22 protein-coding genes are annotated in these 23,786 nt (G+C 72.0%); 12 read left to right on the forward strand and 10 right to left on the reverse strand.

The genetic code is table 11. From position 1 onward, the window contains the following. Positions 1 to 42 precede the first annotated feature (42 nt). Positions 43 to 3,267 (reverse strand): fused isobutyryl-CoA mutase/GTPase IcmF, encoded by a 3,225-nt coding sequence (icmF, locus tag ACFQSB_RS35795; RefSeq protein WP_380831398.1) that lies wholly within the window; start codon positions 3,265 to 3,267, stop codon positions 43 to 45. Between the two features lie 304 nt (positions 3,268 to 3,571). Here icmF and ACFQSB_RS35800 point away from each other — a divergent pair, with 304 nt between their 5' ends. The 3 genes from ACFQSB_RS35800 (at position 3,572) to ACFQSB_RS35810 (ending at position 4,747) form a co-directional block, all read left to right on the forward strand. Further along, positions 3,572 to 4,108: a MarR family winged helix-turn-helix transcriptional regulator gene (locus ACFQSB_RS35800; protein ID WP_354846694.1), complete on the forward strand. Its 537-nt coding sequence runs from the start codon at positions 3,572 to 3,574 to the stop codon at positions 4,106 to 4,108. A gap of 170 nt (positions 4,109 to 4,278) precedes the next feature. Continuing rightward, on the forward strand, positions 4,279 to 4,527 hold the full coding sequence (locus tag ACFQSB_RS35805) for a DUF6400 family protein (RefSeq protein WP_380831400.1): 249 nt from the start codon (positions 4,279 to 4,281) through the stop codon (positions 4,525 to 4,527). Continuing rightward, positions 4,514 to 4,747, forward strand: coding sequence for a hypothetical protein (locus ACFQSB_RS35810; protein WP_354846688.1), 234 nt, complete (start codon positions 4,514 to 4,516; stop codon positions 4,745 to 4,747). Before ACFQSB_RS35805 ends, ACFQSB_RS35810 begins: the two co-directional genes overlap by 14 nt. A gap of 63 nt (positions 4,748 to 4,810) precedes the next feature. Here the strand turns inward: ACFQSB_RS35810 and ACFQSB_RS35815 are convergent, their stop codons facing one another. Together ACFQSB_RS35815 and ACFQSB_RS35820 are read right to left on the reverse strand one after the other, a co-directional pair. Next, positions 4,811 to 5,572, reverse strand: a complete 762-nt coding sequence (locus tag ACFQSB_RS35815; RefSeq protein WP_380831402.1) for an MOSC domain-containing protein — start codon at positions 5,570 to 5,572, stop codon at positions 4,811 to 4,813. 37 nt (positions 5,573 to 5,609) lie between these two features. After that, the gene (locus ACFQSB_RS35820; protein ID WP_380831404.1) at positions 5,610 to 6,623 is read right to left on the reverse strand and encodes a ketopantoate reductase family protein; all 1,014 of its coding nucleotides are present in this window, start codon (positions 6,621 to 6,623) and stop codon (positions 5,610 to 5,612) included. Between the two features lie 284 nt (positions 6,624 to 6,907). Here ACFQSB_RS35820 and ACFQSB_RS35825 point away from each other — a divergent pair, with 284 nt between their 5' ends. The 5 genes from ACFQSB_RS35825 to ACFQSB_RS35845 all read left to right on the forward strand — a co-directional run bounded on the left by ACFQSB_RS35825 (position 6,908) and on the right by ACFQSB_RS35845 (position 10,475). Continuing rightward, positions 6,908 to 7,066, forward strand: coding sequence for a hypothetical protein (locus ACFQSB_RS35825; protein ID WP_354920783.1), 159 nt, complete (start codon positions 6,908 to 6,910; stop codon positions 7,064 to 7,066). Positions 7,067 to 7,136: 70 nt separating this feature from the next. After that, on the forward strand, positions 7,137 to 7,643 hold the full coding sequence (locus ACFQSB_RS35830; RefSeq protein WP_380831406.1) for a MauE/DoxX family redox-associated membrane protein: 507 nt from the start codon (positions 7,137 to 7,139) through the stop codon (positions 7,641 to 7,643). Beyond that, complete coding sequence (locus tag ACFQSB_RS35835; protein ID WP_380831407.1) at positions 7,643 to 8,155, forward strand: TlpA family protein disulfide reductase; 513 nt, start codon at positions 7,643 to 7,645, stop codon at positions 8,153 to 8,155. Before ACFQSB_RS35830 ends, ACFQSB_RS35835 begins: the two co-directional genes overlap by 1 nt. Next, the gene (locus tag ACFQSB_RS35840) at positions 8,152 to 9,981 is read left to right on the forward strand and encodes an ABC transporter ATP-binding protein (RefSeq protein ID WP_380831409.1); all 1,830 of its coding nucleotides are present in this window, start codon (positions 8,152 to 8,154) and stop codon (positions 9,979 to 9,981) included. The genes ACFQSB_RS35835 and ACFQSB_RS35840 overlap by 4 nt, the downstream gene beginning before the upstream one ends. Continuing rightward, positions 9,978 to 10,475: a S26 family signal peptidase gene (locus ACFQSB_RS35845; protein ID WP_380831411.1), complete on the forward strand. Its 498-nt coding sequence runs from the start codon at positions 9,978 to 9,980 to the stop codon at positions 10,473 to 10,475. Before ACFQSB_RS35840 ends, ACFQSB_RS35845 begins: the two co-directional genes overlap by 4 nt. A gap of 108 nt (positions 10,476 to 10,583) precedes the next feature. Here the strand turns inward: ACFQSB_RS35845 and ACFQSB_RS35850 are convergent, their stop codons facing one another. From ACFQSB_RS35850 to ACFQSB_RS35865, 4 genes are read right to left on the reverse strand one after another with little or no spacing between them, the layout of a single operon-like run. After that, on the reverse strand, positions 10,584 to 11,588 hold the full coding sequence (locus ACFQSB_RS35850) for a LacI family DNA-binding transcriptional regulator (protein ID WP_354846664.1): 1,005 nt from the start codon (positions 11,586 to 11,588) through the stop codon (positions 10,584 to 10,586). Between the two features lie 5 nt (positions 11,589 to 11,593). Then, positions 11,594 to 12,481 (reverse strand): carbohydrate ABC transporter permease, encoded by an 888-nt coding sequence (locus tag ACFQSB_RS35855; RefSeq protein ID WP_380831413.1) that lies wholly within the window; start codon positions 12,479 to 12,481, stop codon positions 11,594 to 11,596. Then, on the reverse strand, positions 12,478 to 13,404 hold the full coding sequence (locus ACFQSB_RS35860) for a carbohydrate ABC transporter permease (protein WP_380831415.1): 927 nt from the start codon (positions 13,402 to 13,404) through the stop codon (positions 12,478 to 12,480). The genes ACFQSB_RS35855 and ACFQSB_RS35860 overlap by 4 nt, the downstream gene beginning before the upstream one ends. Then, positions 13,401 to 14,726 carry an ABC transporter substrate-binding protein gene (locus tag ACFQSB_RS35865; RefSeq protein WP_380831417.1) on the reverse strand — a complete coding sequence of 442 codons (1,326 nt, stop codon included), beginning with the start codon at positions 14,724 to 14,726 and terminating at the stop codon, positions 13,401 to 13,403. The genes ACFQSB_RS35860 and ACFQSB_RS35865 overlap by 4 nt, the downstream gene beginning before the upstream one ends. 187 nt (positions 14,727 to 14,913) lie before the next feature. On the opposite strand from ACFQSB_RS35865, the gene ACFQSB_RS35870 reads away from it, so the two are divergent. After that, positions 14,914 to 16,926: a beta-galactosidase gene (locus ACFQSB_RS35870; RefSeq protein WP_380831419.1), complete on the forward strand. Its 2,013-nt coding sequence runs from the start codon at positions 14,914 to 14,916 to the stop codon at positions 16,924 to 16,926. Here ACFQSB_RS35870 and ACFQSB_RS35875 read toward each other — a convergent pair. Next, positions 16,856 to 18,445, reverse strand: a complete 1,590-nt coding sequence (locus ACFQSB_RS35875; RefSeq protein ID WP_380831421.1) for a sensor histidine kinase — start codon at positions 18,443 to 18,445, stop codon at positions 16,856 to 16,858. The genes ACFQSB_RS35870 and ACFQSB_RS35875 overlap by 71 nt on opposite strands. A gap of 152 nt (positions 18,446 to 18,597) precedes the next feature. On the opposite strand from ACFQSB_RS35875, the gene ACFQSB_RS35880 reads away from it, so the two are divergent. Then, positions 18,598 to 19,365, forward strand: coding sequence for a TetR/AcrR family transcriptional regulator (locus ACFQSB_RS35880; protein ID WP_380831423.1), 768 nt, complete (start codon positions 18,598 to 18,600; stop codon positions 19,363 to 19,365). 46 nt (positions 19,366 to 19,411) lie between these two features. Here ACFQSB_RS35880 and ACFQSB_RS35885 read toward each other — a convergent pair whose 3' ends face one another. Next, positions 19,412 to 19,981 carry a TetR/AcrR family transcriptional regulator gene (locus ACFQSB_RS35885; RefSeq protein ID WP_380831424.1) on the reverse strand — a complete coding sequence of 190 codons (570 nt, stop codon included), beginning with the start codon at positions 19,979 to 19,981 and terminating at the stop codon, positions 19,412 to 19,414. A 126-nt stretch (positions 19,982 to 20,107) separates the two neighbouring features. Between ACFQSB_RS35885 and ACFQSB_RS35890 the strand changes: the two genes are divergently transcribed. Together ACFQSB_RS35890 and ACFQSB_RS35895 are read left to right on the forward strand one after the other, a co-directional pair. Continuing rightward, positions 20,108 to 21,718: an MDR family MFS transporter gene (locus ACFQSB_RS35890; protein WP_380831426.1), complete on the forward strand. Its 1,611-nt coding sequence runs from the start codon at positions 20,108 to 20,110 to the stop codon at positions 21,716 to 21,718. Positions 21,719 to 21,955: 237 nt separating this feature from the next. Next, the gene (locus ACFQSB_RS35895; RefSeq protein WP_380831427.1) at positions 21,956 to 22,972 is read left to right on the forward strand and encodes an SDR family oxidoreductase; all 1,017 of its coding nucleotides are present in this window, start codon (positions 21,956 to 21,958) and stop codon (positions 22,970 to 22,972) included. Here ACFQSB_RS35895 and ACFQSB_RS35900 read toward each other — a convergent pair. Then, the gene (locus ACFQSB_RS35900; RefSeq protein ID WP_380831429.1) at positions 22,969 to 23,496 is read right to left on the reverse strand and encodes a vitamin K epoxide reductase family protein; all 528 of its coding nucleotides are present in this window, start codon (positions 23,494 to 23,496) and stop codon (positions 22,969 to 22,971) included. The two genes, ACFQSB_RS35895 and ACFQSB_RS35900, sit on opposite strands and share 4 nt — an antisense overlap. Positions 23,497 to 23,786 lie beyond the last annotated feature (290 nt).

Below are 23,786 nucleotides of genomic sequence, written 5' to 3' on the forward strand. Positions count from 1 at the left end.
ACATGGGGCTCACATGGGGCTCACATGGGGCTCACATGTGGCTCAGACGTTGCGCCGGTACTGGCCGCCCGCTTCGAACAGCGCCTCGGTGATCTGCCCGAGCGAGCACACGCGGGCGGCGTCCATCAGCGCGGCGAAGGCGTTGCCGTCGGACATGGCGGCCTCCCGCAGCCGCCGCAGCGCCTCGGGCGCCTCGGCCGCGTTCCGCCGCTGGAAGTCGCGCAGCCGCTCGAGCTGGCCGTGCTTCTCCTCCTCGGTGCCGCGGGCCAGCTCCAGCGAGCCGTGCTCGACCGCGCCGTCGGGGTTGCGGAAGGTGTTCACCCCGATGATCGGCAGCGAGCCGTCGTGCTTGCGGGTCTCGTACAGCAGTGACTCGTCCTGGATGCGCCCGCGCTGGTAGCCGGTCTCCATCGCGCCGAGCACGCCGCCGCGCTCCGACAGCCGTTCGAACTCGGCCAGCACCGCCTCCTCCACCAGGTCGGTGAGGTCGTCGATGACGAAGCCGCCCTGGAGCGGGTTCTCGTTCACCGCCAGGCCCCACTCGCGGTTGATGATCATCTGGATGGCCATGGCGCGGCGCACCGACTCGGCGCTCGGGGTGGTGACCGCCTCGTCGTAGGCGTTGGTGTGCAGGCTGTTGCAGTTGTCGTAGATGGCGATCAGGGCCTGGAGGGTGGTGCGGATGTCGTTGAAGTTCATCTCCTGGGCGTGCAGCGACCGCCCGGAGGTCTGGATGTGGTACTTGAGCTTCTGCGCGCGCTCGCCGGCGCCGTAGCGGTCGCGCATGGCCACCGCCCACACCCGGCGCGCCACCCGGCCGAGCACGCTGTACTCGGGGTCCATGCCGTTGGAGAAGAAGAACGACAGGCTCGGCGCGAAGTCGTCGATCGCCATGCCCCGGGCCAGGTATGCCTCCACGTAGGTGAACCCGTTGGCCAGGGTGAAGGCCAGCTGGGTGATCGGGTTCGCCCCCGCCTCGGCGATGTGGTAGCCCGAGATCGACACCGAGTAGAAGTTGCGCACGTCGTTGGCGATGAACCATTCCTGCACGTCGGCCATCATCCGCAGCGAGAAGTCGGTGGAGAAGATGCAGGTGTTCTGCCCCTGGTCCTCCTTGAGGATGTCGGCCTGCACGGTGCCGCGCACCGTGGACAGCGTCGCGGCGCGCACGCGGGCCGCCTCCTCGGCGGTGGGCTCGCGGCCGTTGTCGGCGCGGAAGCGGTCCAGCGCCTGGTCGGCCGCGGTGTGCAGGAAGAACGCCAGGATGGTCGGGGCCGGCCCGTTGATGGTCATCGACACCGAGGTGGCCGGCGAGGACAGGTCGAAGCCGTCGTACAGCGCCTTCATGTCCTCCAGCGTGGCGATCGACACCCCGGAGGTGCCCACCTTGCCGTACACGTCCGGGCGCTCGGCCGGGTCGTTGCCGTACAGGGTCACCGAGTCGAACGCGGTGGACAGCCGCACGGCGGGCTGGCCCTGCGACAGCAGCTTGAAGCGCCGGTTGGTGCGGAACGGGTCGCCCTCGCCGGCGAACATGCGGATCGGGTCCTCGTCGGCCCGCTTGAACGGGAACACCCCGGCGGTGAAGGGGAAGCGGCCGGGCAGGTTCTCGGCGCGCAGGAAGCGCAGCAGCTCGCCGTGGTCGGTGTGGCGCGGCAGGGCCACGCGCGGCACGCGGCTGCCCGAGAGCGTGGTGCGCCACAGCGGCGTGTGCTGCTCCTTGCCGCGGACGGTGACCACCAGTTCGTCGGCGGAGTAGGCGGCCACGGTCCGCGGCCAGTCCTCCAGCAGGGCGCGGCTGCCGGGCGACAGCTCCTGCTCGGCCCGGTCGCCCAGCGCGTCCAGCTTGTCCAGCGACGCGGCGTCGCCGCCCTCTGCGGCCAGCAGCTCGCGCACCTGGCGCAGTTGCTGGCGGCGTCGCGCCGCCTCGGCCTCCACCCGGGTGCGGCGGTGGTACTCGCGCACGGTGTCGGCGATCTCGGCCAGGTAGCGGGCCCGGGAGGGGGGCACGATGGCCGAGGCCAGGCTGGAGGTGGTGACCGGGGTCCTCGGCAGCAGCCCGAAGCTGTCGGGCAGGCCGCGCTCGGCGAGCAGGTCGCGCAGCCGGTGGTAGAGCGCGGTGACGCCGTCGTCGTTGAAGCGCGAGGCGACGGTGCCGTAGACGGGCATCTCCTCGGGGGAGGCGCCGAAGGCCTGGCGGTTGCGCACGAGCTGGCGGCGCACGTCGCGCAGCGCGTCCTGCGCGCCGCGCCGGTCGAACTTGTTGATCGCGACCACGTCGGCGAAGTCCAGCATGTCGATCTTCTCGAGCTGGGAGCTCGCGCCGAACTCCGGGGTCATGACGTACAGCGACACGTCACTGAAGGGGACGATGGCGGCGTCGCCCTGCCCGATGCCGGGCGTCTCGACGATCACCAGGTCGAACCCGGCGGCCTGGCAGACGGCGATCACGTCGTTCAGGTGATCGGGAAGCTCGTGGGAGCCGCGGGTGGCCATCGAGCGGAAGAACACCCGGTCGCCGCCCAGGCTGTTCATGCGGATGCGGTCGCCCAGCAGGGCGCCGCCGCCCCTGCGCCGGGTGGGGTCCACCGCGATGACGGCGACGCGCAGCTTGTCCTCGTAGTCGGCGCGCACCCGGCGGACCAGCTCGTCGGTGAGGGAGGACTTGCCCGACCCGCCGGTCCCGGTGATGCCGAGCACCGGCACCCGGCGGGCCGCGCCCGCCTCGCGCAGCGCCTGCAGGTAGGACGCGCCGGCCTTACCGGCCTCGACGTAGGTGATCGCGCGGGCCACGGCCCGCTGGTCGCCGCCGAGCACCGAGGGCGGCTCGCCGTCGGCCGCGAGGTCGACGTCGCACGCCTCGACCAGCGTGTTGATCATGCCGGCGAGGCCGAGCCGCTGGCCGTCCTCGGGGGAGAAGATCTTGGTCACGCCGCGGCTCTCCAGCAGGGCGATCTCCTCGGGCACGATCACCCCGCCGCCGCCTCCGTACACCTTGACGTGCCCGGCGCCCCGCTCGCGCAGCAGCTCCACGAGGTAGGTGAAGAACTCGACGTGGCCGCCCTGGTAGGAGCTGACCGCCACGCCCTGGGCGTCCTCCTGGACGGCCGCGGTGACGATCTCCTGCACCGAGCGGTCGTGACCGAGGTGGACGACCTCGGCGCCCTGGGACTGCAGGATGCGGCGCATGATGTTGATGGCGGCGTCGTGCCCGTCGAACAGCGCGGCAGCGGTCACCACGCGCACGGGGTTGGCAGGTACGTGCACCGGATCTCCTCAGGCAAGTTACTAGGACGTCCTAATAAATTCTAGGACGTCCAACTACCGGCGCGGCCACCGAGTTCCCGATGTTCCCCGATGTCCCTCGGTGTTTCCCGGTGTTCCCCGGTGTTCCCGATCGCCCTCGCCCATACGCCGCCGCCCCCGTTCCTGCTGCCCTCGGCGCGCCCGCGTACACGGCCGTGCCGACGAGCGGGCCGCATGCGCGCCCGATCCCGCTCGGTGCGCGCGGCCGCGGGACGGCCCGGCCGTCCGGGACGCGAGCGGGGCGGTGGTCGGTAGGATCGGCGATGTGACGCGTGAGGGGTGGCTGGACGAGCGGGAACAGCTCATGTGGCGGGCCTTCGGCGACATGCGTCACCGGCTGGACGCCGCGATCGAGCGCCGGCTCACCGAGGCCGGCCTCTCGACCGCCGACTTCGAGCTGCTGCTGCCGCTGATGGAGGCCCCCGATCGGCGGCTGCGCGCCCGCGAGCTGCGCCTGAAGATCGACTGGGACCGCAGCAGGCTCTCCCACCAGCTCCGGCGCATGGAGAAGCGGGGCCTGCTCGCCCGGGAAGACTGCCCCGGTGACGCGCGCGGCACGATCATCAGGCTGACCGAGGAGGGCGCGGGCGCCATCGCGGCCGCGGTGCCCGGGTACGTCGAGGTCGTCCGCGGGCTGTTCATCGACCTGCTCACCCCCGAAGAGACGCTGATGCTGACCTCTCTGTCGCATCGCGTGCTGGCGCGCATCGCCGGCGAGGCGCTCGGGCCCGGAAAGTCCGTGTACCTCACGACGATCGACCACTCCCTGGCGGCCCAGGACGGCTCCGCCGGCCCGGTCTGAGCTCCGCCGTCCCCGCAGTTCCCGCCGTCCCCGTCGGGGGCCGGTCACGCGGTGGCGTGAGGAGCGTCACGCCGTGGCAACGCAAAGGAGCTAGCATCACCCCCAAAGGCGACATATGGTATTGAAACGGACAAATGTCTTGTCATCGGTCGCCCACGGGAAGTCGCGTCATGAGCCACGACACCGGTCATCCGCCCATCCTCTTCGAGATGGACCTCTCGCTCCACGAAGTACGCCGCCGCGCCGAGGTGGTCGCCGCGCTCGGCCCGGACTGGGATCCGCTGGAGGCGATGCGGGGCGAGCGGGAGGCCTACGATCTGCTCTACTCGGGCCTGGACGCGCGGCAGTCGCAGACCTACGACATGCTCGTGGCCGCCGGGGTGCTCCCGCGGCGGAAGGCCGGCCGTGCTGCCGATTGACCCCGACGCCGACATCGGCCGCCGCGCCTGGATCCCCTGCCCCCGATGCCGCGACGACCGGCACTGCGCCGACTGCGGCTCGGGCCGCAACTGCCGCGACCACTGGCGCTACCTGCTCAGCACCACGGGGAGCGTCTTGCACGTGCAGTGCCCGGGCTGCACCCACCTGTGGGACCACGAGACCCACTTCGGCGCCGGCGGCCCCCGCCCGGCGTTCTGACCGCCTCTGGGGGCGTTGCCCGGTTCGGTGACCGCTCACGGACGCCGAACGCGGTTCGGCTTCTCACCCGGTGTGGTGGTCCGCCGCGGGTGCCTCGAGCGACACGGTCACCGGATCGCCGACCTGGACGGCGCCGGGGCGTACCACCCGCATGATCAGGCCGAACGTGTTGTCGTGGCCGGAGATCAAGTGCTTCTGCAGCTCCGGCCACCGCTCGCGCCCGTGCGGATCCCAGCTCGGCACCGCGCACCTGACGCACGGCCCGGTGTGCCGGCCGGTCGTGCCGAGGACGACGTCGCCGACGGCGATCGTGACCGCGCCGCTGAAGGACTCCTCGGCGAAGGCCGGGGCGTCGAGCTCCAGGTGCAGGTTGGGACGGAAGCGTTCGATCTCCACCGGGGCGCCCATCTCCACCTCGAGGGCATGGCGTGAGGCCTCGAAGGTCACCAGCAGCGTCGGCCCGCGGTCCTGTTGCCCGTCGGCCGCGCGCAGCGACACCGGCATCTCCAAGGCGTCCGCCAGCGCGGCGGGCAGGTCGGGGTCGTCCCACGCCCAGGCCGCACCGCTCGCCGAGTACAGCACCGGCGGCCCTGGAGGTTCCGGAGAGCCGTCACAGGTCGCCGGGTAGGCGGCCTCCCAGTCGAGCATCCGCGGGATCTGGCGCACGGTCAGCCGCGTGCCCGCGCGTTCGGGACGCTCGTCGACGAGCGCGTACGCGCGGTCGCCCGCCATCCCGCGGGCGTCCAGCAGGGCGGCGGCGACCCGCTCGCCGCGCAGCGACTTCACCGGCCAGCGGTACAGCCCGCCGATCCTTCCCCGATACATACCAGCAGCCTAGGCGACCGGCCCGCTGGACCGGCCGTCACATGAGCGGCGGGGCCGCGGCCTCCTCCTCGACGAGCTTGAGCAGGGCGGAGATGGTCATCGAACCGGGTGGCCGGTGCTCGCGGGCGAACTCGCCGGCGACCCTGCGCACCGTCTCGTTGGCCGGGGTGGGCACGCCGTGCAGCCGGCCGAGCAGCACGATCTCGCCGTTGAGGTAGTCGGCCTCGATCGAGCCGCTGCCCTTGGCCAGGCTCTGCCACGACGAGCCGCCCGGCCGGTCCGCCCCGTCGACCGCCGTCTCGTTGACCTGGTCGCCGCGGGTGCGGCGTTCCTCCTCGGGAGGGGTGTAGGCGATGCCGGCCGCGTCGAGCACGGCCCTGCCCTCGGCCAGCAGGCGTTCCATCAGCGGCTGCGAGCCGGGAACCGGGCCGCAGATCGCCTGGTGGGCGTTGCCGAGGTTGCCGAGCAGCTTGGCGTACTTCCAGCGCATGACGTTCTGGTCCACCGGGGCGGCGAACATGCTGCCGCGCAGGTCGGCGGCGATGCGCTCGGCCGTCTCGTCGGCGCCGCGGGGGTAGCGGCCGAGGGTGAGCATCCCCGACAGCGGCGCCCCGTGGGAGACGACCGTGCCGGGTTCCAGGTGCAGCGCCGGCAGCCACACGCACATGCCGTAGACGCGGCGGAACAGGCGCAGCGCGATCCGCTCGTTCTCGACGGCGTTCTGGGCGCAGACCAGGGGCAGCGCGTCGGCCGCCGCGCCGCCGCCGGCGACCGGGCGCGGCGCCCACTCCTGCAGGATCGCGGCGGTGTCCTGGGTCTTGACGGCGAGCACGAGCACGTCGTCCTCGCGCAGGTCGAGTTCCTCGGGCCCACCGGCGGCGGTGACCGCGACGGTCGCCGCGCCGTGCGGGGAGATCAGGCGCAGGCCGTCCCGGCGGAGGGCTTCCAGGTGGGCGCCCCGTGCGACCAGGACGACGTCGTGCCCGTTCTCCGCGAGCCGGCCGCCGATCGTCCCGCCGACCGCACCGGCGCCGATGATGATATAGCGCATTATGCGATCCTCCCATGATCGTCTCATCGGGCCGCCCAGGGGGCATGCCCTGCCGCCGGGACACGGGATACCCGGGCGGCCGTGCCGGGCCGGAACGCCGGTGTCCAACCGGTGACCGGGTTCCGGCCCTTCCGTCGGCGGGATATCTGATGGCCAAAAACGGGCGAACCTGGACATCCTGTGCACCGTTCATGAAAATGATCTCGACCGTTGCGCCGTAATTCGGAAGACCGGATCATCGTGATCACCATCATCTCGCCCCTCGGGGCCGGAGAGGAGACATCATGCTGGGTCTCGTCGACCGTCTGCTGACGCGTGTCGCCCACAAGGTGACCGTGGAGGCCGGGTGCAGCAACTACTACTACTGCTCGGGTGGGGTCAGGTACCTTCGCCAGTGCTGCCTGAACGAGGGGTGCACGACGGTCAGGGTCGGCACCTGCTGACGTCGCCGCGATAAGCGTCCGCGGGCGGCGGCCGGCCGCCGCCGCCCGCCATGGCGGTGGAGGTGCGTGGATGGAGTACGTACGGATCGGATGCGCCTGCCTGGTCGCACTGGTCTTCGCGATGAGCGCGGTGTCGAAGCTGCGGGATCTGGAGGGATTCCGCCGTTCCCTGCCCGCGCTCGTCCCTGCCCGGCGTGAACTCCTGCGGCCGCTGGCGATGGCGGTCGTCGTGCTGGAGGCGCTGGTCCCGATCATGGTCGCGGTGCCGCCGACCACCTCCTACGGCCTCGCGCTGGCCTGCGCCCTGCTCGTCGCGTTCACCGTGGCGATCGCCCGCGCGCTGGGACGGGGGCAGACCGCCCCCTGCCGCTGCTTCGGTGCGTCCGCGGCCCCCCTCGGCCCCCGGCACCTGGTGCGCAACGGCCTGCTGATCACCGCGGCCGTCCTCGGCGGGCTGTCGCCGGGCGGCGCGCCCGCCCTCGCCGGGGCGGTCATCGCAGGTGCGGCGGGACTCATCGGGGCGCTCCTGATCGCCTCCCTCGACGACATCGCCGATCTCTTCGCGAGGAACGCCTGATGCCCTACCTGACCGCCGCCGTCGTGCTCATCGGCGTGCTGTGCGTGCTCAACCTGATCCTCACCCTCGGCCTCGTCCGTCAGATGCGGCGGACCGGCGGGGGAGGCGTCCAGCACGCCGGGCCTCCCCTCGTCCTGGGGCCCGGCTCGCCCATCGGCGCGTTCGCCGCCGTGACCATCGACGGCGAACCGGTGTCCCACGACACGGTCACCGGTCTGGTGGGGTTCTTCTCCGCCGGATGCGAGCCCTGCCACAAGCTGCTTCCCCGCTTCACCGAGCACGCCCGCGCCCTCGGGCGGGAGAACGTGCTGGCGGTGGTCGGCGGGGACGACGCGCAGGCGGTCGAAGCGCTCGCGCCGGTGGCCCGCGTGATCGTGGAGGACTTCGACGGCCCGGTGGCGGGCGCGTTCCAGAACACGTGGACCCCCGCGCTCTACCTGCTCGGCTCCGATCACCACGTCGTCGCCGCCGGCGGACGCCTGGAGGACCTTCCCCTCGCCTCGACCGCATGAGCGATCCCGGCGCGAGCCGGCGGACCGGGACCCGCGAACTGGCCCCGGCCGCCGTGGAGGCCATGGCGCTGACCTGGCGGGCGGCGCCGGGAGGGGTCGCCGGCTACGGCTTCCTGACGCTCGCCGAGGCGGCGGCCCCGATCGCCACGGCGTGGCTGACCAAGACGGTCATCGACCGGCTGACCACTCCCGGCGGCGCGGTCGCGGGCCTCGCGGCCGGGCTGGCGGCGGCCGGGCTGGCCGCCGCCGCCCTCCCCGGGATCGGCCGCTACCTGCGCGCCCAGACCGGACGCCTCGCGCGCGCCGACGCGATCGACCGGCTGTTCGCGGCGGCCGAACGGCAGGTCGGCCTGCGGCGCTTCGAGGATCCGGTGTTCCTCGACCGGCTGCGGCTCGCGCAGGAGGGCGCCGGAACCACCGGCGACCTCGTCAGCGGAGTCTGCGGCACTTTGAACGGCGTGCTGTCGCTCGCCGGGTTCGTCGCCTCCCTGCTGATCCTCAGTCCCGCCATGACCGCGCTGGTGCTGCTGGCCGCCGTCCCGGCCCTCATCGCCGAACTGCTGCTGTCGCGCAGGCGGGCCACCATGCAATGGGACATCGAGCGGATCCACCGCCGCGAGTTCTTCTACTCCCGGCTGCTCACCGGCGTCCAGGCCGCCACGGAGATCCGGCTGTTCGGCATCGGCGCGTTCCTGCGCGCCCGGATGATGGCCGAGCGGCGCAGGGCCGACGTCGCCGAAGCGCGGATGGACCGCCGGGAGCTGGTCACCCAGGGGGGCCTCACCACGCTGAGCGCGGCGGTCGCGGGCGCCGGCCTGTGGTGGGCGGTCACGGCGGCCCGCCGGGGCTCCCTCAGCGTCGGCGACGTCGCCATGTTCGTCGCGGCCGTCGCAGGGGTGCAGGCCGCGCTCGACACGCTCGTCTCGTCCCTGGCGTCCGTCCACCAGCGGCTCCTCACCTTCTCCCACTACGTGGCGGTGATCAGGGCCGAGCCGGACCTGCCCAGCGCGGACCGGGGCACGGCCCCCGCGCTGTGCCAGGGCATCGAACTGCGGGACGTCTGGTTCCGCTACAGCGACGACCACCCTTGGGTGCTGCGCGGGGTCGACCTGACGATCCCGCACGGGCGGTCGGTCGCCCTCGTGGGGCTGAACGGCGCCGGCAAGAGCACCCTCATCAGGTTGCTGTCGCGGATGTACGACCCGACCCGCGGCCGGATCCTGTGGGACGGCGTCGATCTGCGGGACATCCCGCCCGCCGATCTCCGGGAGCGGATCAGCGCCGTGTTCCAGGACCACATGAACTACGACATGTCCGCCGCCGAGAACATCGGGCTCGGCCACCTGCCCGCCTTGGAGGACCCGGCCCGGATCGAGGAGGCGGCCGTCCGGGCGGGGGTGCACCAGACGCTCTCGGGCCTGCCGCGCGGCTACGACACGCTGCTCACCCGCGTCTTCTTCTCCGAGGCCGACAAGGGGGATCCGGAGACGGGAGTGGTGCTGTCCGGCGGGCAGTGGCAACGCCTCGCGCTGGCCAGAGCCCTGGTCCGTGACGGCAGGGACCTGATGATCCTGGACGAGCCCAGCTCCGGTCTGGACCCCGAGGCCGAGCACGAGGTCCACGCCGGCATCCGGGAGCACCGGGCGGGCCGCACGAGCCTGCTGATCTCCCACCGGCTGAGCGCCGTGCGGGACGCCGACCTCATCGCCGTGCTCCACGACGGGCGGATCGCCGAACGGGGACCGCACGAGGTGCTGCTCGCCGCGGACGGCCACTACGCCCGCCTGTTCCGGCTCCAGGCCGCGGGATACCAGGAGGCGCAGTGAAGATCGGCAAGCTCCTGGTTCCGGCGTCCGGACTGCTGGCGCTGGGGATGTCGCTGTGGTGGATCCGCCGGCGCTACCTGGTCGCCACCGTCGAGGGGCCCAGCATGGAACCCACCCTGCGCTCCGGCGACAGGCTGCTCGTCCGCAGGACCAGGCAGGTCCGCGCCGGGCAGATCGTGGTCGTCAAGATCCCCAACCCTCCGGCCGTGGACGGCCTGCCGCCGGGCCTGGACCCCGGGGACGCGGACAAGGTGCCGGAGAGATCCGACCCCGGCTGGCATCTGCTCGTCAAACGGGTGGTCGCGGTGGCCGGCGACCCCGTGCCGAGACGGGCGTTCCCGGCCCTCCGCGATGTGCCCGGCGCCGTCGTGCCTCCGCGCGCCCTGGTCGTGCTGGGCGACAACCCGGACACCAGCTGGGATTCCCGCGACTTCGGTTTCGTACGAGACGACCAGTTCATCGGCGTCATGGTCCGCCCCCTGCCCTCCGCCTGACCCCGCGCGACGTCCGGCGAGGCGGCCCGCCCGGCGCCGCTCCGGCGCGCCGTACGGGGCGGTGCCTTCGCTCGCGGACGGCCCTCGCCGAGGCGCCCTGCCCGGCTGTCAGGCGGACTCGCGGATCACCAGCTCGGTGGGCAGGATCACCGGTTCGACGCTCTCGGCGCCGTCCACCAGGTCCAGCAGGAGGCGGACGGTCTCCTTCGCCACCTGTTCGAGAGGCTGGCGGATCGTGGTCAGCGGCGGGTGGGTGGACACGGCGACGGCCGAGTCGTCGAACCCGCCGACCGCGACGTCCTCGGGGACCCGCCGCCCGGCGGCGCGCAACGCGGCGAGCGCCCCGGCCGCCATCAGGTCGGACCCGACGAACACCGCGTCGATGGCGGGCGAGCGTTCGAGCAGCTCGGCCATCGCCAGCTCGCCGCCGCGGCGGGTGTAGTCGCCGTGGGCGATGAGCTTCTTGGTCGCCCGCCTGCCGAGGACGTCCGCGAAGCCCTCCAGCCGGCGCAGGCCGCCGGGCGTGTCGAGCGGCCCGGTGATCGTGGCGATGCGCCTGCGGCCCTGGCCGGCGAGGTAACGGGTCATCTGCCGCGCCCCTTCGCGGTCGTCGGCGGCCGCATAGGGAATGACGGTCTCACGGCCGAGGACGGCGCCGCAGGCCACGGCGGGCACCCCGGAGCGCTCCAGCGCGTCCAGCAGCGGGTCGCCGGCGTGCGTGGAGAACAGCAGGACGCCGTCGGCGTGCCCGCCGCGCAGGTAGCGCACCACCCGCTCGCGGTCGCCCGCGTCCCCGGCGATCATCAGCACGACGCACACGTCCCGCTGCGCGAGCCGCTGGGTGGCGGTGCGCAGCATGACGCTGAAGTTCGGATCCTCGAACAGCTTCTCCTGGGGCTCCGACAGCACCAGGGCCACCGAACCGGTGCGCTGCGTGACCAGGCTGCGGGCGTTGCGGTTGACCACGTAGCCCGTCTCGGCGATGGCCCGCTCGATCGCGGCGCGGGCCGCCGTGCTCACGTACCGGTCGCCGTTGAGCACGCGCGAGACGGTGCCGCGCGAGATGCCCGCCGCGGCGGCCACGTCGTGGATGGTGGGACGTCTTCTGGACACGCGCATCAGTTTTTCACGGCGCCGCTGGACAGGTCGGTCCGCCAGTACCGCTGCATGGTCAGGAACAACGCGACCAGCGGAATGATCGACAGCAGCGTGCCCGTGATGATCAGGTTGTACAGGGACGGCTGGTTGGCCCCGGCGGCGAGCATCGTGTACAGGCCCACCGTCATCGGGAACCTGTGGTCGTCGCCGAGCATGATGAACGGCAGCAGGAAGTTGTTCCAGATGGCGACGAACTGGAACAGGAAGATGGTGACCATCGCGGGCAGCATCAGCGGCAGGGCGACGTCGCGGGCGAGCCGTCCCTCGGTGGCGCCGTCGATACGCCCGGCCTCCAGCAGCGCGTCCGGGATCGCCGCGGCGGCGTAGACGCGGGCCAGGTAGACGCCGTAGGGGCTGAGGATCTGCGGCAGCAGCACCGACCAGTAGGTGTCGGCCAGCCCGGCCTTGGACAGCAGCAGGTACTGCGGGACGGCCAGCACGACCACGGGCACCAGGATGCCGCCGAGCAGCAGGTTGAACGCCAGGTCGCGGCCGGGGAAGCGGAACTTCGCCAGCGCGTACCCCGAGACGGCCGACACCGCGGTGGACAGCAGCGCGCCGGCGCCGGCGTACAGGACGGTGTTCAGCATCCACAGCCAGAACACCCCGTCGCGGTAGGCGGCCAGGTCGGCCAGGTTGGACAGCAGGCCGGTGCCCGGCGCGAGCGTCGAGGTGGAGAACAGCTCGGCCGTGGACTTGCCGGCGGCGATCACCACCCAGCCCACCGGGAACAGGCAGTACAGCGCGCCGAGCACCAGCACGGCCGTCGGCACGGCGCCGAGCGGCCCGCGGCGCCGGCCGGAGGCGGCCCTCCTGCCGGCGGGCACGGCGGCGGTGGCCGGTGTCATGAGCCCTCCCTGAAGGCGCGGTCGCGCACCAGGCGCAGGAACCCGAACGAGAGCACCACCGAGATGGCGGCGATGACCACGGCGGTGGCCGCGGCCGAGTACAGGTCGCCGGTGACGAAGGCGTCCCGGTAGACCTTCATGAGCGGGCTCCAGGTCGTGCTGATGGTGTTGGTCAGCGGGCGCAGCGTCATCGGCTCGGTGAACACCTGGGCGGTGGCGATGACCGAGAACACGGTGGTGAGGACGATGGCGGGGGTCAGGATGGGCATCTTGATCCGCAGGGCGATCTGGGTCTCGCTCGCGCCGTCGATGCGGGCGGCCTCGTAGAACTCGCGCGGCACGGCCCGCAGCGTCGTGTACAGCACCAGCATGTTGAACCCGACGCCGCCCCACACGGCGATGTTGGCCATGGAGAAGGTGACGGTGCCCGCCCCGAGGAGGTTCACCTCGGCCCCGAGCGCCGACAGCGCGTCGTTGACCGGGCTGAGGCTCGGCAGATAGAGGAAGCCCCACAGCAGCGACGCCGCCACCCCCGGCACCGCGTACGGCAGGAAGATCGCGACGCGGGAGAAGCGGGCGAAGCGGACGTGCAGCGAGTCGAGCAGGAGCGCGAAGACCAGCGCCAGCCCGAGCATCACCACCAGCACCAGCGCGCCGTACACCAGCACGCGGGCCCACCCGGCCCACAGCTCGCCGTCGCCCAGCGCGGAGGCGTAGTTCTCCAGACCCGCGAAGATCTCCTTCTTGGCGCCCCTGCCGAGCCCGAGCCCCGAGACCTTGGTCCGGTGCAGGCTGAGATAGACGGTGTAGGCGATGGGCAGCGCCATGAACAGCACGAACAGCACCATCGCCGGGGCCAGGAACAGGTAGGGCGCGGCGCCCGCACGGTGGGTGCGGGCGCCTGCCGTCCGCCGGGGGCTCATGGGGCGATCTGGAACCCGGACTTGCGCATGTCGGCGACGGTCGCGTCCTGCATCGTGCGCACGGCACCGGAGAACGCGGATCCGTCCTGGACGGCCTTGTCGAAGGCGTCCTTGAAGGCGCTGTAGGTGACGTTGACGTCCGGCCCGAAGGTGAAGCCGCGCGCGGTGGCGCTGATCGCGGCGGCCGTCTTCCAGAAGTCGGGCTGGTTGCCGAAGTACTCGGGAGCCTTGGTCAGGGACGCCTGCCCCTTGGTGGCGGCCGGGTAGACCGCGCCCTGCTCCACCAGCAGTGCCAGGGCCGCCGGGTCGGTGTTGAGCCAGGTGGCGAACCGCACGGCCGCCGCCTTGCTGGGCGACTTCTCGGCGACGGCGGTGGAGGAGCCGCCCCAGAACCCGGTGTGCCGCTCGCCGGCGCTCCACTGCGGCAGCGGCGCGATCGCCCACTTGCCCTTGCCGTCGGGGGCGTTGCTGGACAGCACCCCTGGACCCCAGACGGCCGACGGCCAGGTGAGCAGCGTGCCGTCGTTGAGCGCCTTGTTCCACTCGGGGGTGAAGTACGGCTTGTCGCCGATCACGCCCTCTTTGACCAGGCCGCCCCAGTAGTCGGCGACCTTCAGGGTGGCCTCGTCGGCGATGTTCACCTTCCAGGACTCCCCGGCGATGGACCACCACTGGGCGCCCGCCTGCTGGGCCAGTCCCGCGAACGAGCCCGGGTCCTTGCTGGAGAAGGTGCCGAGCAGCACCTTGGGGTTCCTCTTGTGCACGGCGCGGGCCGCCTCGGCGTACTCCTCCCAGGTGGTGGGCACCTTCAGGCCGTACTTGGCGAACAGGTCCTCGCGGTAGTAGAGCATCATGGGCCCGCTGTCCTGCGGGATGGCGTAGACCGCGTCGGTGCCCAGGGTGACCAGCCCCCACAGGCCGTCGCCGAACGCGGCCTTCGCGGGCTCGGCCTCGGCCTTGATGTCGGCCACGGCGTCGGCGGCCACGAAGGAGGGCAGCATCTGGTACTCGGCCTGCACCAGGTCCGGCGGGTTGCCGGCCTTGGCGGCGGTGAGGAACTTGGCCGCCGCGTCGTCCCCGCCGGCCTGCTTGCTCACCGTGACCTGGATGTCGGGGTGGGCGGCGTTCCAGGCCTGGACGATCTTGTCCATGTTCGGGACCCAGGTCCAGTAGGTCAGCTTGACCGGCTGGGCCGGCCGGCCCGTTGCGCCGGACGACGCGGTGGGGGATCCGGTCTCGCCGGCCGTCCCTCCGGAGCATCCCGCGGCGAGCGCGGCGGCGAGCGCGACCGCCGCCACCGCCGAGAGCCGTCGTGTACCCATGCGTAGCTCCAAGTCCGAGATTCGGATGCCCACATGTCTGTGAACGTTCACAGAGTGAGAAAACCGATACGGCTCCGTCAAGGGCCGTTACGGGGTCGTTAAACAGCACTTCGGTCTGGCCGGTGCTTCCGGGTGACCCGCTCTTGGATTACTGTGCACGTTCACAGACAGAGATCGAGGGGGACCGATGCGGGGCATCGCCTACGGAGGGGACTACAACCCCGAGCAGTGGCCGGAGGAGACCCGCCGCGAGGATCTGCGGCTCATGCGCGAGGCCGGGGTGAACCTGGTCAACGTCGGGATCTTCGGCTGGGTGCTGATGGAGCCCGCGCCGGGCGCCTACGAGTTCGGCTGGCTGGACGAGATCGTCGACCGGTTGCACGCCTCCGGCGTCCAGGTCGGCCTCGGCACGCCCACCGCCGCCCCGCCCGCCTGGTTCTCCCGCCTGTACCCCTCCTCCCTGCCGGTCACGCGGGAGGGCCACCGCATCGGCGTGGGCGGCCGGGAGTCGGCCTGCCCCAGCTCACCCGAGTACCGCGAGGCGACCGCCGGGCTGGCCGCCGCGCTCGCCGAGCACTACGCCGGGCACCCGGCCCTCGCGCTGTGGCACGTGCACAACGAGTACGGCGCCCCGCTCGGCGAGTGCTACTGCGACAACAGCGTCGAGGCGTTCCGCCGCTGGCTCCGGCGGACCTACCAGGACCTGCCCGCGCTCAACGACGCCTGGGGCACCACCTTCTGGGGCCAGCGCTACACCGCCTGGGAGGAGATCGACGCCCCGCGGGCCAACCACACCGTGGTCAACCCGGCCCAGCGGCTGGACTTCATGCGCTTCACCTCCGACGAGCACCTGGACTGCTTCCGCCTCCAGCGCGACATCCTGCGGCGCCTCACCCCGTCGGTCCCGGTGACCACCAACTTCATGACCACCAACTGCAAGTCGATGGACTACTGGGCCTGGGCCCGTGAGGTGGACGTCGTCTCCAACGACCACTACCTGACGGCCGAGCGGCCCGACAACCACATCGACCTGGCCATGTCCGCCGACCTCGCCCGGTCGCTGGCCGGGGGACCGTGGATGCTGATGGAGCACTCCACCGGCGCGGTGAGCTGGCAGCCGCGCAACATCGCCAAGCGGCCCGGGGAGATGCGCCGCAACAGCCTCGCCCACGTGGCCCGGGGCTCGGACTCGGTGCTGTACTTCCAGTGGCGCGCCTCACGGTTCGGCGCCGAGAAGTTCCACTCGGCGATGGTCCCGCAGGCCGGCGCCGACTCGGGCGTGTGGCGCGACGTCGTCGGCCTCGGCGTCGACCTCGCCCGGCTCGGCGGCGTGCGCGGCGGGCGGGTGCGCGCCGAGGTCGCCATCGCGTGGGACTGGCAGTCGTGGTGGGCGCTGGAGCTGGAGTGGCGCCCGTCGGTCGACCTCGCCTACCGGGAGCGGGTGGACGCCTACTACCAGGCGCTGTGGCGCTCACACGTGACCGTCGACTTCGTCCACCCGGCCGCTGACCTGTCGGGATACCGGCTCGTGGTGGCGCCGAGCCTCTACCTGCTCACCGAGGCCGGGGCCAAGAACCTGCGCCGGTACGTCGAGGCGGGCGGCCACCTGTTCGTGTCCTACTTCTCCGGCATCGTGGACGAGCACGACGCCGTCCACGCCGGGCCGTACCCGGGGGCGCTGCGCGACGTGCTGGGCCTGTCGGTCGAGGAGTTCCACCCGCTGCGCGAGAACGAGACCGTCCCCCTGACGCCCGGGCGGGACCTGGCCGGGCGCGTCTGGTCCGAGCGCGTCCGCCCGGCCGGGGCCCGCGTGCTGTGGAGGTTCGCCGCAGGACCGGACGCCGGGCACCCCGCCTTCACCCGCCACGACCTCGGGGCCGGGGCCGCCTGGTACCTGGCCACCGGGGTCGCCGACCCGCGTCCCGCGCTGGCCGAGGCGCTGGACGCCGCGGGGGTCGAACGGCCGCGCGACCTGCCCGAGACCCTGGAGGTCGTCCGGCGGGCCGGGCACCTGTTCCTGATCAACCACGCCGATGAGCCGGTGACCGTCCCTGGCGTGACGGGCAGCGGCGTCCTGGACGGGGCGGAGTACGCCGGCGCCGCGACCGTCCCGGCCGGCGGGGTCACCGTCATCCGGGAACGCCGACCGGACCGGGGGCCGCGGCGATCTCGCCCGGAACCTGGACCGCGGGCAGGGTGAAGACGAAGCGGGTGCCCTCGCCGCGCTCGACGTCCAGGCGGATCTCCCCGCCGTGGTACTCGACGATCTTCTTGCAGAGGGCCAGCCCGATGCCGGTGCCCTCGTACTCCGCGCGGTTGTGCAGCCGCTGGAAGATCACGAAGATCTTGTCGGCGAACCGCGCCTCCACGCCGATGCCGTTGTCGGCCACCGCCACCTCCCACATGTCGCCAGCGCGCTCCGCGGTGATCTGGACCTGCGGCGGGCGGTCGGGGGAGCGGAACTTCATCGCGTTGCCGATGAGGTTCTGCCACAGCATGGCGAGCAGGGCGGGGTCGCCGACGACCTCGGGCAGCTCGGACCTGATCAAGACCGCGCCGGTGTCCTCGGTCAGCGACTCCAGGTTGGCCAGCGCCTGGTCGAGCGGCCGATCCAGCGGGACGGGCACCCGTTCGGCGTCGTCGCGTCCCACCCGGGAGAAGGTCAGCAGCTCGGCGATCAGCGACTGCATGCGCTTGGCGCCGTCCACCGCGAAGGCGATGTACTCGTTGGCGCGCTCGTCCAGCTTGTCGGCGTAGCGGCGCTGCAGGAGCTGGCAGAAGGCCGTCACCTTGCGCACCGGCTCCTGCAGGTCGTGCGAGGCGACGTAGGCGAACTGCTCCAGCTCGGAGTTGGAGCGGCGCAGCTCGTCGGCCTGCTCCTGCAGCAGCCGCTGGGCGTCGCGCGACACCCCCAGCGCCTCGGAGATGCGCCGCCGCATCGCGTCGACGTCGGAGGCCAGCGTCCTCAGGTCCTTCGGCCCCCGGATGTCGATCTCGTGGCCGAAGTCGCCGTCCGCGACCCGCCGCGCGGCCGTGCCCAGCCGGTCCAGGGGACCCAGCACCGCGTACCGGAGCAGGAGCGCCACCGCGATCAGCGTGATCACGAACATCACCAGCACGCCGGTGAGTACCGTGTTACGCCACATGCGCGCCTGGCCGATGTCGGCGGTGGCCCGCCGCTGCGCCAGCGTCAGGTTCCCCGTCTGCTCGTCCATGGCGGCCCTGATGCGGTCGAACAGGGCCTTGCCGTTCCCGACCTGTGCGGGGTCGGTCGTGCCCGGCCCTCGGGTGCGCACCGTCTCGATGGTGGGGCGGGCGTAGGCGGCGCGCCAGTCGCCGGCCCGCAGCTCGACGGCGTCGAGGTCGGCGAGCAGCGGGCTTCCGGCGAGCGAGCGCCGCAGCTCCGCGACCGCCGTCCGCTCGGTGACCTGGCCCTCGTCGAAGCCGTCGGCGAACTCCCGCCGCCCGCTGACGATGTAGCCGTGGACGCCGGCCTCCTGGTCCAGCAGGGCGCCGCGCAGGCGTTCGGCCCACAGCAGGCCGGGGGAGATCCGCGTGGTCATCTGGTCGAAGGTGGAGGTGCTGCGGCTCAGCGCCCAGGTGCCGAGCACCGCCGAGACCGCCAGCAGCACCGCCATGATCGCCAGCGTCATGGTGAACCAGGAACGTGTGCTCAGCCGGGGCTCTGCGGCGGCACGGCCCTCGCCGGAAACGCCCACGTGTCCTCCTTGCTCTATCGCCCAGCTGCCATGAACTTACCGAGGAATGCCTGGTCTAACCCGCCTTGCGGCACTTGTTGGCCGGTGTGATGTGCCGCCCGCCACTGTTATCCCATTGACGGAGTGAGTGCTCACTCCGTAGCTTGGGAGTCATGACAGAGACACGGCGCAGAGCGCCGGGGATGACACCGGAACAACGGCGCGACATGATCGTCAAGGCGGCGCTGCCGCTCGTCGCCGAGCACGGAGCCGCCGTGACCACCGCGCAGGTGGCCAGGGCGGCCGCCATCGGGGAGGCGACCATCTTCCGGGTGTTCGCCGACAAGGACGCGTTACTGGACGCCTGCGTGCTGCAGGCCCTCGATCCCGCCCATGCGCTGCGCGAGATCGCCGAGGTGCCGCTCGACCAGCCGCTCGCCGCCCGGCTGGCCGAGGCCGCCGAGGCCCTGCGGGCCCACCTCGACCGCATGGGAGCGGTCATCGGAGCCCTGCACGCCACCGGCAGGGCCGGCCGTCCCGCTCCCGGAGGCGACGCCGCCGGGGACGGGCGGCGAGGTGAAGGCGAGGCCGTCGCCGCCGCAGGACGGGGCGGGCCGGATGCCGGCCGGGGGAGAGGTGAGGCGGATGCCGCCGGGGCGGGGGATGGAGCGGGCGCCGCCGGCGGGGACGAGCCGGGCGCCGTCGAGGGGCGGGACCGTCCGGCCGGGACCTCGGGCAGGGAGGCGTCCGTCGCGCGGACCATCGCCGCCGTGGCCGAGCTGTTCGAGCCCGAGCGCGCCTCGCTGCGCCTGCCGCCCGAGCGGCTGGCGGCCATCTACCTGAGCATGCTGTACGCCCGTCCCGGGCTGGGCGGCGGCGACCGCGAACCGGTGCGCGCCCAGGAGCTCGCCGAGGTCTTCGTGCACGGCGCCCTGGCCTGAGCCGTTCACGCCGGTGAGAACGCCCGGCGCTCCGAGCCGTCCCCTGTCAGGAGACGGAGGGCTGGGCGGACTCCAGCAGCTCGAGGGCGAGGCCGAGCGCCGCGTCCTTGCGCTCGTCGTCGGAGAGCTTCTCGTCCTTCAGCACGAACCAGGCGGCGTGCAGCGTGAAGATCGCCATGGAGCACCGCAGCCGCTCGTCGACCTTGGCGCCCTCGTCCCACAGGACGCCGCTGAGGGTGGTCATGAGGTTGCGCATCTTGTCGAACTTCGGGTGGCCGCGCAGCGCCGTCTGGTTGCGCTCCATGAACCGCATGAACGCGTGGTGCTGGCCGCTGTAGACCTCGGCGGCGTAGCGCCGGATGAGCTCGCGCCGGCTCTCGATCGTCCGGGGCTGCTCCTTGGCCCAGGCGACCAGGCGTTCGATGGCCGCCTGCCGGTCCTCGGCGAGGCTCGCCACTATGTCGTCCTTGGTCTTGAAGTGGTAGTAAAGTGCCGCCTTGGTCACCCCGAGCAGCTCGGCGATCTCCCGCAGCGAGGTCGCCTCATAGCCCTGCTCGGTGAAGAGCTGCAAGGCGATCTCCTGGATGCGGGCCCGCGTGTCGGTGTGTGGCCTCATATGTCTTCAGACGCTCCCTGGTCCCCTATTTAACTTGACGGCCGGTAAGTAGGCACTCTACCTTGGGCAGTATAGTCACTAGCCGGTCGGCAAGTAAGTGACCGTTCACCAAGGGGGCGTAAAAGAATGACGGAGACCGAGGCCGAGGCAGTTCCCGGCCGTCGGCGGGAGGTCATGGTCGTCCTGCCGGGGCTGATGCTCGCGATGATCCTGGCGATGCTCGACAACATGATCGTCGGCACGGCGATGCCCCGCATCGTCGGCGAGCTCGGCGGCCTGACCCATCTCTCGTGGGTGGTCACCGCGTACGTCCTGGGGACCACCGTTTCCACCCCTATCTGGGGCAAGATCGGCGACCTTTACGGCCGCAAGACCATCTTCTTGTCGTCGATCGCGATCTTCATGGTCGGTTCGGCGTTGTGCGGCATGGCCGGGTCCGACCTGTTCGGCGGCACCGGCGACGGCATGATGGAGCTCATCGGCTTCCGCGCCCTTCAGGGCCTCGGCGCCGGCGGCCTGATGGTCAACGCCATGGCCATCATCGGCGACCTGGTGCCGCCCCGTGAGCGCGGCCGCTACCAGGGCATCATGGCCGCCATGATGTCGCTGGCGATGGTCGCCGGCCCGCTGGTCGGCGGGTTCATCACCGACCACCTCAACTGGCGCTGGGCCTTCTATGTGAACCTGCCCATCGGCGCCGTGGCGTTCATCCTGCTGGTCTTCCGGCTGCACCTGCCGAAGTACCGCACCGAGCACCGCATCGACTGGCTGGGCGCCGGCCTGCTCGGGGTGGGCATCACCGCCCTGGTCCTGATCACCACCTGGGGCGGCAACGAGTACGACTGGGGCTCCTGGCAGATCCTCGGCCTGGTGGCCGTCGCCGTGGTGTCGCTCGCGCTGTTCATCCCGGTCGAGCGCCGGGTCGCCGAGCCGATCATGCCGCTGCACGTGTTCCGCGACCGCAACTTCACGCTGATCTCGCTGATCGGCTTCCTGCTCGGCTTCGCGATGTTCGGCGTGATCAACTTCCTGCCGCTGTTCCAGCAGACCGTCCAGGGCGCCTCGGCGACCAACTCCGGCCTGCTGCTCCTGCCGATGATGGCGGCCATGATGGTGGTCTCGCTCTTCGTCGGCCAGGCGATCACCAAGACCGGCAAGTACAAGATCTTCCCGATCGCCGGCGGCGCCGTCATGGTCGTCGGCATGTGGCTGCTCTCGCTCATGGACGCCCACACCGCCCGCTGGGAGACCGGCCTGTTCATCGCCGTGCTCGGCCTCGGCATGGGCGGTCTGATGCAGACCACGATGCTGATCGCGCAGAACAGCGTCGAGCAGAAGGACCTGGGCGTGGCCAGCAGCGCCTCGACCTTCTTCCGCTCGATCGGCGGCTCCTTCGGTGTGTCGCTCTTCGGCGCCATCTTCAACAACCAGCTCACCTCCAACCTGACCGAGAAGCTCGGCCCGCAGGCGGCGCGGATGGCCGAGAGCGGCGGCGGCCGGCTCGACCCCGCGTCGCTGGCCCGGCTTCCCGCCCAGGTGCGCGAGGGCTTCCTGGACTCGCTGGCGTCCTCCATCTCCAGCATCTTCTTCTGGGCGATCTTCTTCGCCGTGCTGGTGCCGGTCCTGTCGGCCCTGATCAAGGAGATCCCGCTGCGCAGCGGGCCGTCCGCCCCCGGCGCCGGTCCCAAGGACGGCGACCAGACCCCGGCGGCGACGCCCGTGGCGGCGTTCGACTGACCCGGCGCGACGCCTGACGGCCGTGACCCCCGTGGGTCACGGCCGTCGGTACGTTCGGTGGGGGCGCGGAGGCGGGTGTCCGGACGCAGGCCCGCCTTCCGTCCGGCAGGAGTTGTGCTGGAGATTGCAACTTTTGTAGTGGTTCGTCGGCTTTCGTCGGGTAGGGGACTCGTGCCGGGGTGCGAGGACTGATCATGGCCCCTGGCTGACCCGACGACTCGGACGCGGAAGTTCGGCATGACGACACGAGACGGAAGACGCGTCGTGGTGGTGACCGGCGCCAGCGGAGGCATCGGACGGGCGACGGCCCGCCGCTTCGCCGCCAGGGGCGACGCGGTCGCGCTGCTCGCCCGCGGCGCCGACGGCCTGGAAGGCGCCGCCCGCGATGTGCGCGAGGCCGGAGGGGCGCCGCTGGCCATCGAGACGGACATGGCGGACCACGAACAGGTCGAGGCGGCGGCCGGCAGGTGCGAGAGCGAACTCGGCCCGATCGACGTCTGGGTGAACGTCGCCTTCTCCTCGGTCTTCGCCCCGTTCACGCAGGTCTCACCGGAGGAGTTCCGCCGGGCGACCGAGGTCACCTACCTCGGGTTCGTGAACGGCACCCGGGCCGCCCTCGAGCGGATGCTCCCCAGGAACAGGGGAGTGGTCGTCCAGGTCGGATCGGCGCTCGCCTACCGGGGCATCCCCCTGCAGTCGGTGTACTGCGGGGCCAAGCACGCCGTCCAGGGCTTCAACGAGGCGCTGCGGTGCGAACTGCTGCACGACAGGAGCAAGGTCAAGGTCACGATGGTTCAGATGCCGGCGGTCAACACCCCGCAGTTCGACTGGGTGCTGTCGCGGCTGCCCGGCCATCCGCAGCCGGTGCCGCCGATCTACCAGCCGGAGATCCCCGCCGACGCCATCGTCTACGCCGCCGACCACCCGCGCCGCCGGGAGTACTGGGTCGGAGGGTCGACGGCGGCGACGCTGATCGCCAACGCGGTGGTCCCCGGCGTCCTGGACCGCTATCTGGCCTGGAAGGGCTACTCCTCCCAGCAGACCTCCAAGGTGACCCGCCGGTTGCCGCCCAACCTCTGGCGGCCCGCGGACGCGCCCCCGAACACCGATCAGGGGGCGCACGGCTCCTTCGACCGCAGGGCCAAGAGCCGCAGCGTCCAGGTGTGGGCCTCCCAGCACCACGCGACCCTGGCCGCGGCCCTGGCGGTGGCCGCCGGCGTCACCGCCCTCGCCTGGCGGGCCGCGCGCCGTTAGCGGGCGAAGCGCTGCGGCTCGCGTCCTCGCAGGGCCGCGGGCAGGGGGAGTCCGGCGTCGCGCAGTTCCCGCACCCGCCGCACGGCCGCTCCGACCTCGCGTGCGACCAGCAGGGCGACGAGCCAGGAGATGCCGGCCGAGGTGAGGCAGAGCGTGCAGAAGGTGCCGGTGAGGATGGGCTGGGCGATCACCAGGCCGACGCCGGTCAGGGCCAGCACGGCGGCCGTCAGGCCGAGCAGCACCACGATCCAGGGCCGGTCGTGCCAGCGCCGCCGTCCGCCCGACAGTTCCAGCACCGCCTCCACCAGATAGGCGGCGGCGCCGAGGGTCGCGTCCGACACCGGGAGCACGCGGGAGACGGCGGAGGTGAGCACCTTGCGGGAGCCGTCCCCGAAGATGGGGTCCCACACGGAGTGCACCACTCCGTACTGGAACAGCGCCAGATAGACCGATATGGCGCACCCGCACAGGGCGAGGGCGGCGACCGGGATTCTGCTGCGGAAAGAACTCGGACCTTCGGGCACGCCGAGGCCCCTACCCGTGCCGGGGCCGGGCAAGCCCCGCGCCTTCCTCCCGGCCGGCGTCCCGTGTGGGGAATGGGCGGGGAATGGGCGGGAAAGGCACGGAGCTTTCCCGGATGCGCGCGCCGCCACGTCCACGCCGACTCGCGACCGGTCGGCGCGGCGTGATTTCTTGTGCCCGCGACGGTGCCCGTTTCCTTTCGGGGGGAAATCGCTCCACCGGCCGGCGTGGATCCTGGAATTCACCCCTGCGAACCATGTGTCGCCGCCATTAGTCTTGGCGGCCGACAACA

It is taken from the genome of Sphaerisporangium rhizosphaerae (assembly GCF_042665155.1).
Classification (GTDB): domain Bacteria; phylum Actinomycetota; class Actinomycetes; order Streptosporangiales; family Streptosporangiaceae; genus Sphaerisporangium; species Sphaerisporangium rhizosphaerae.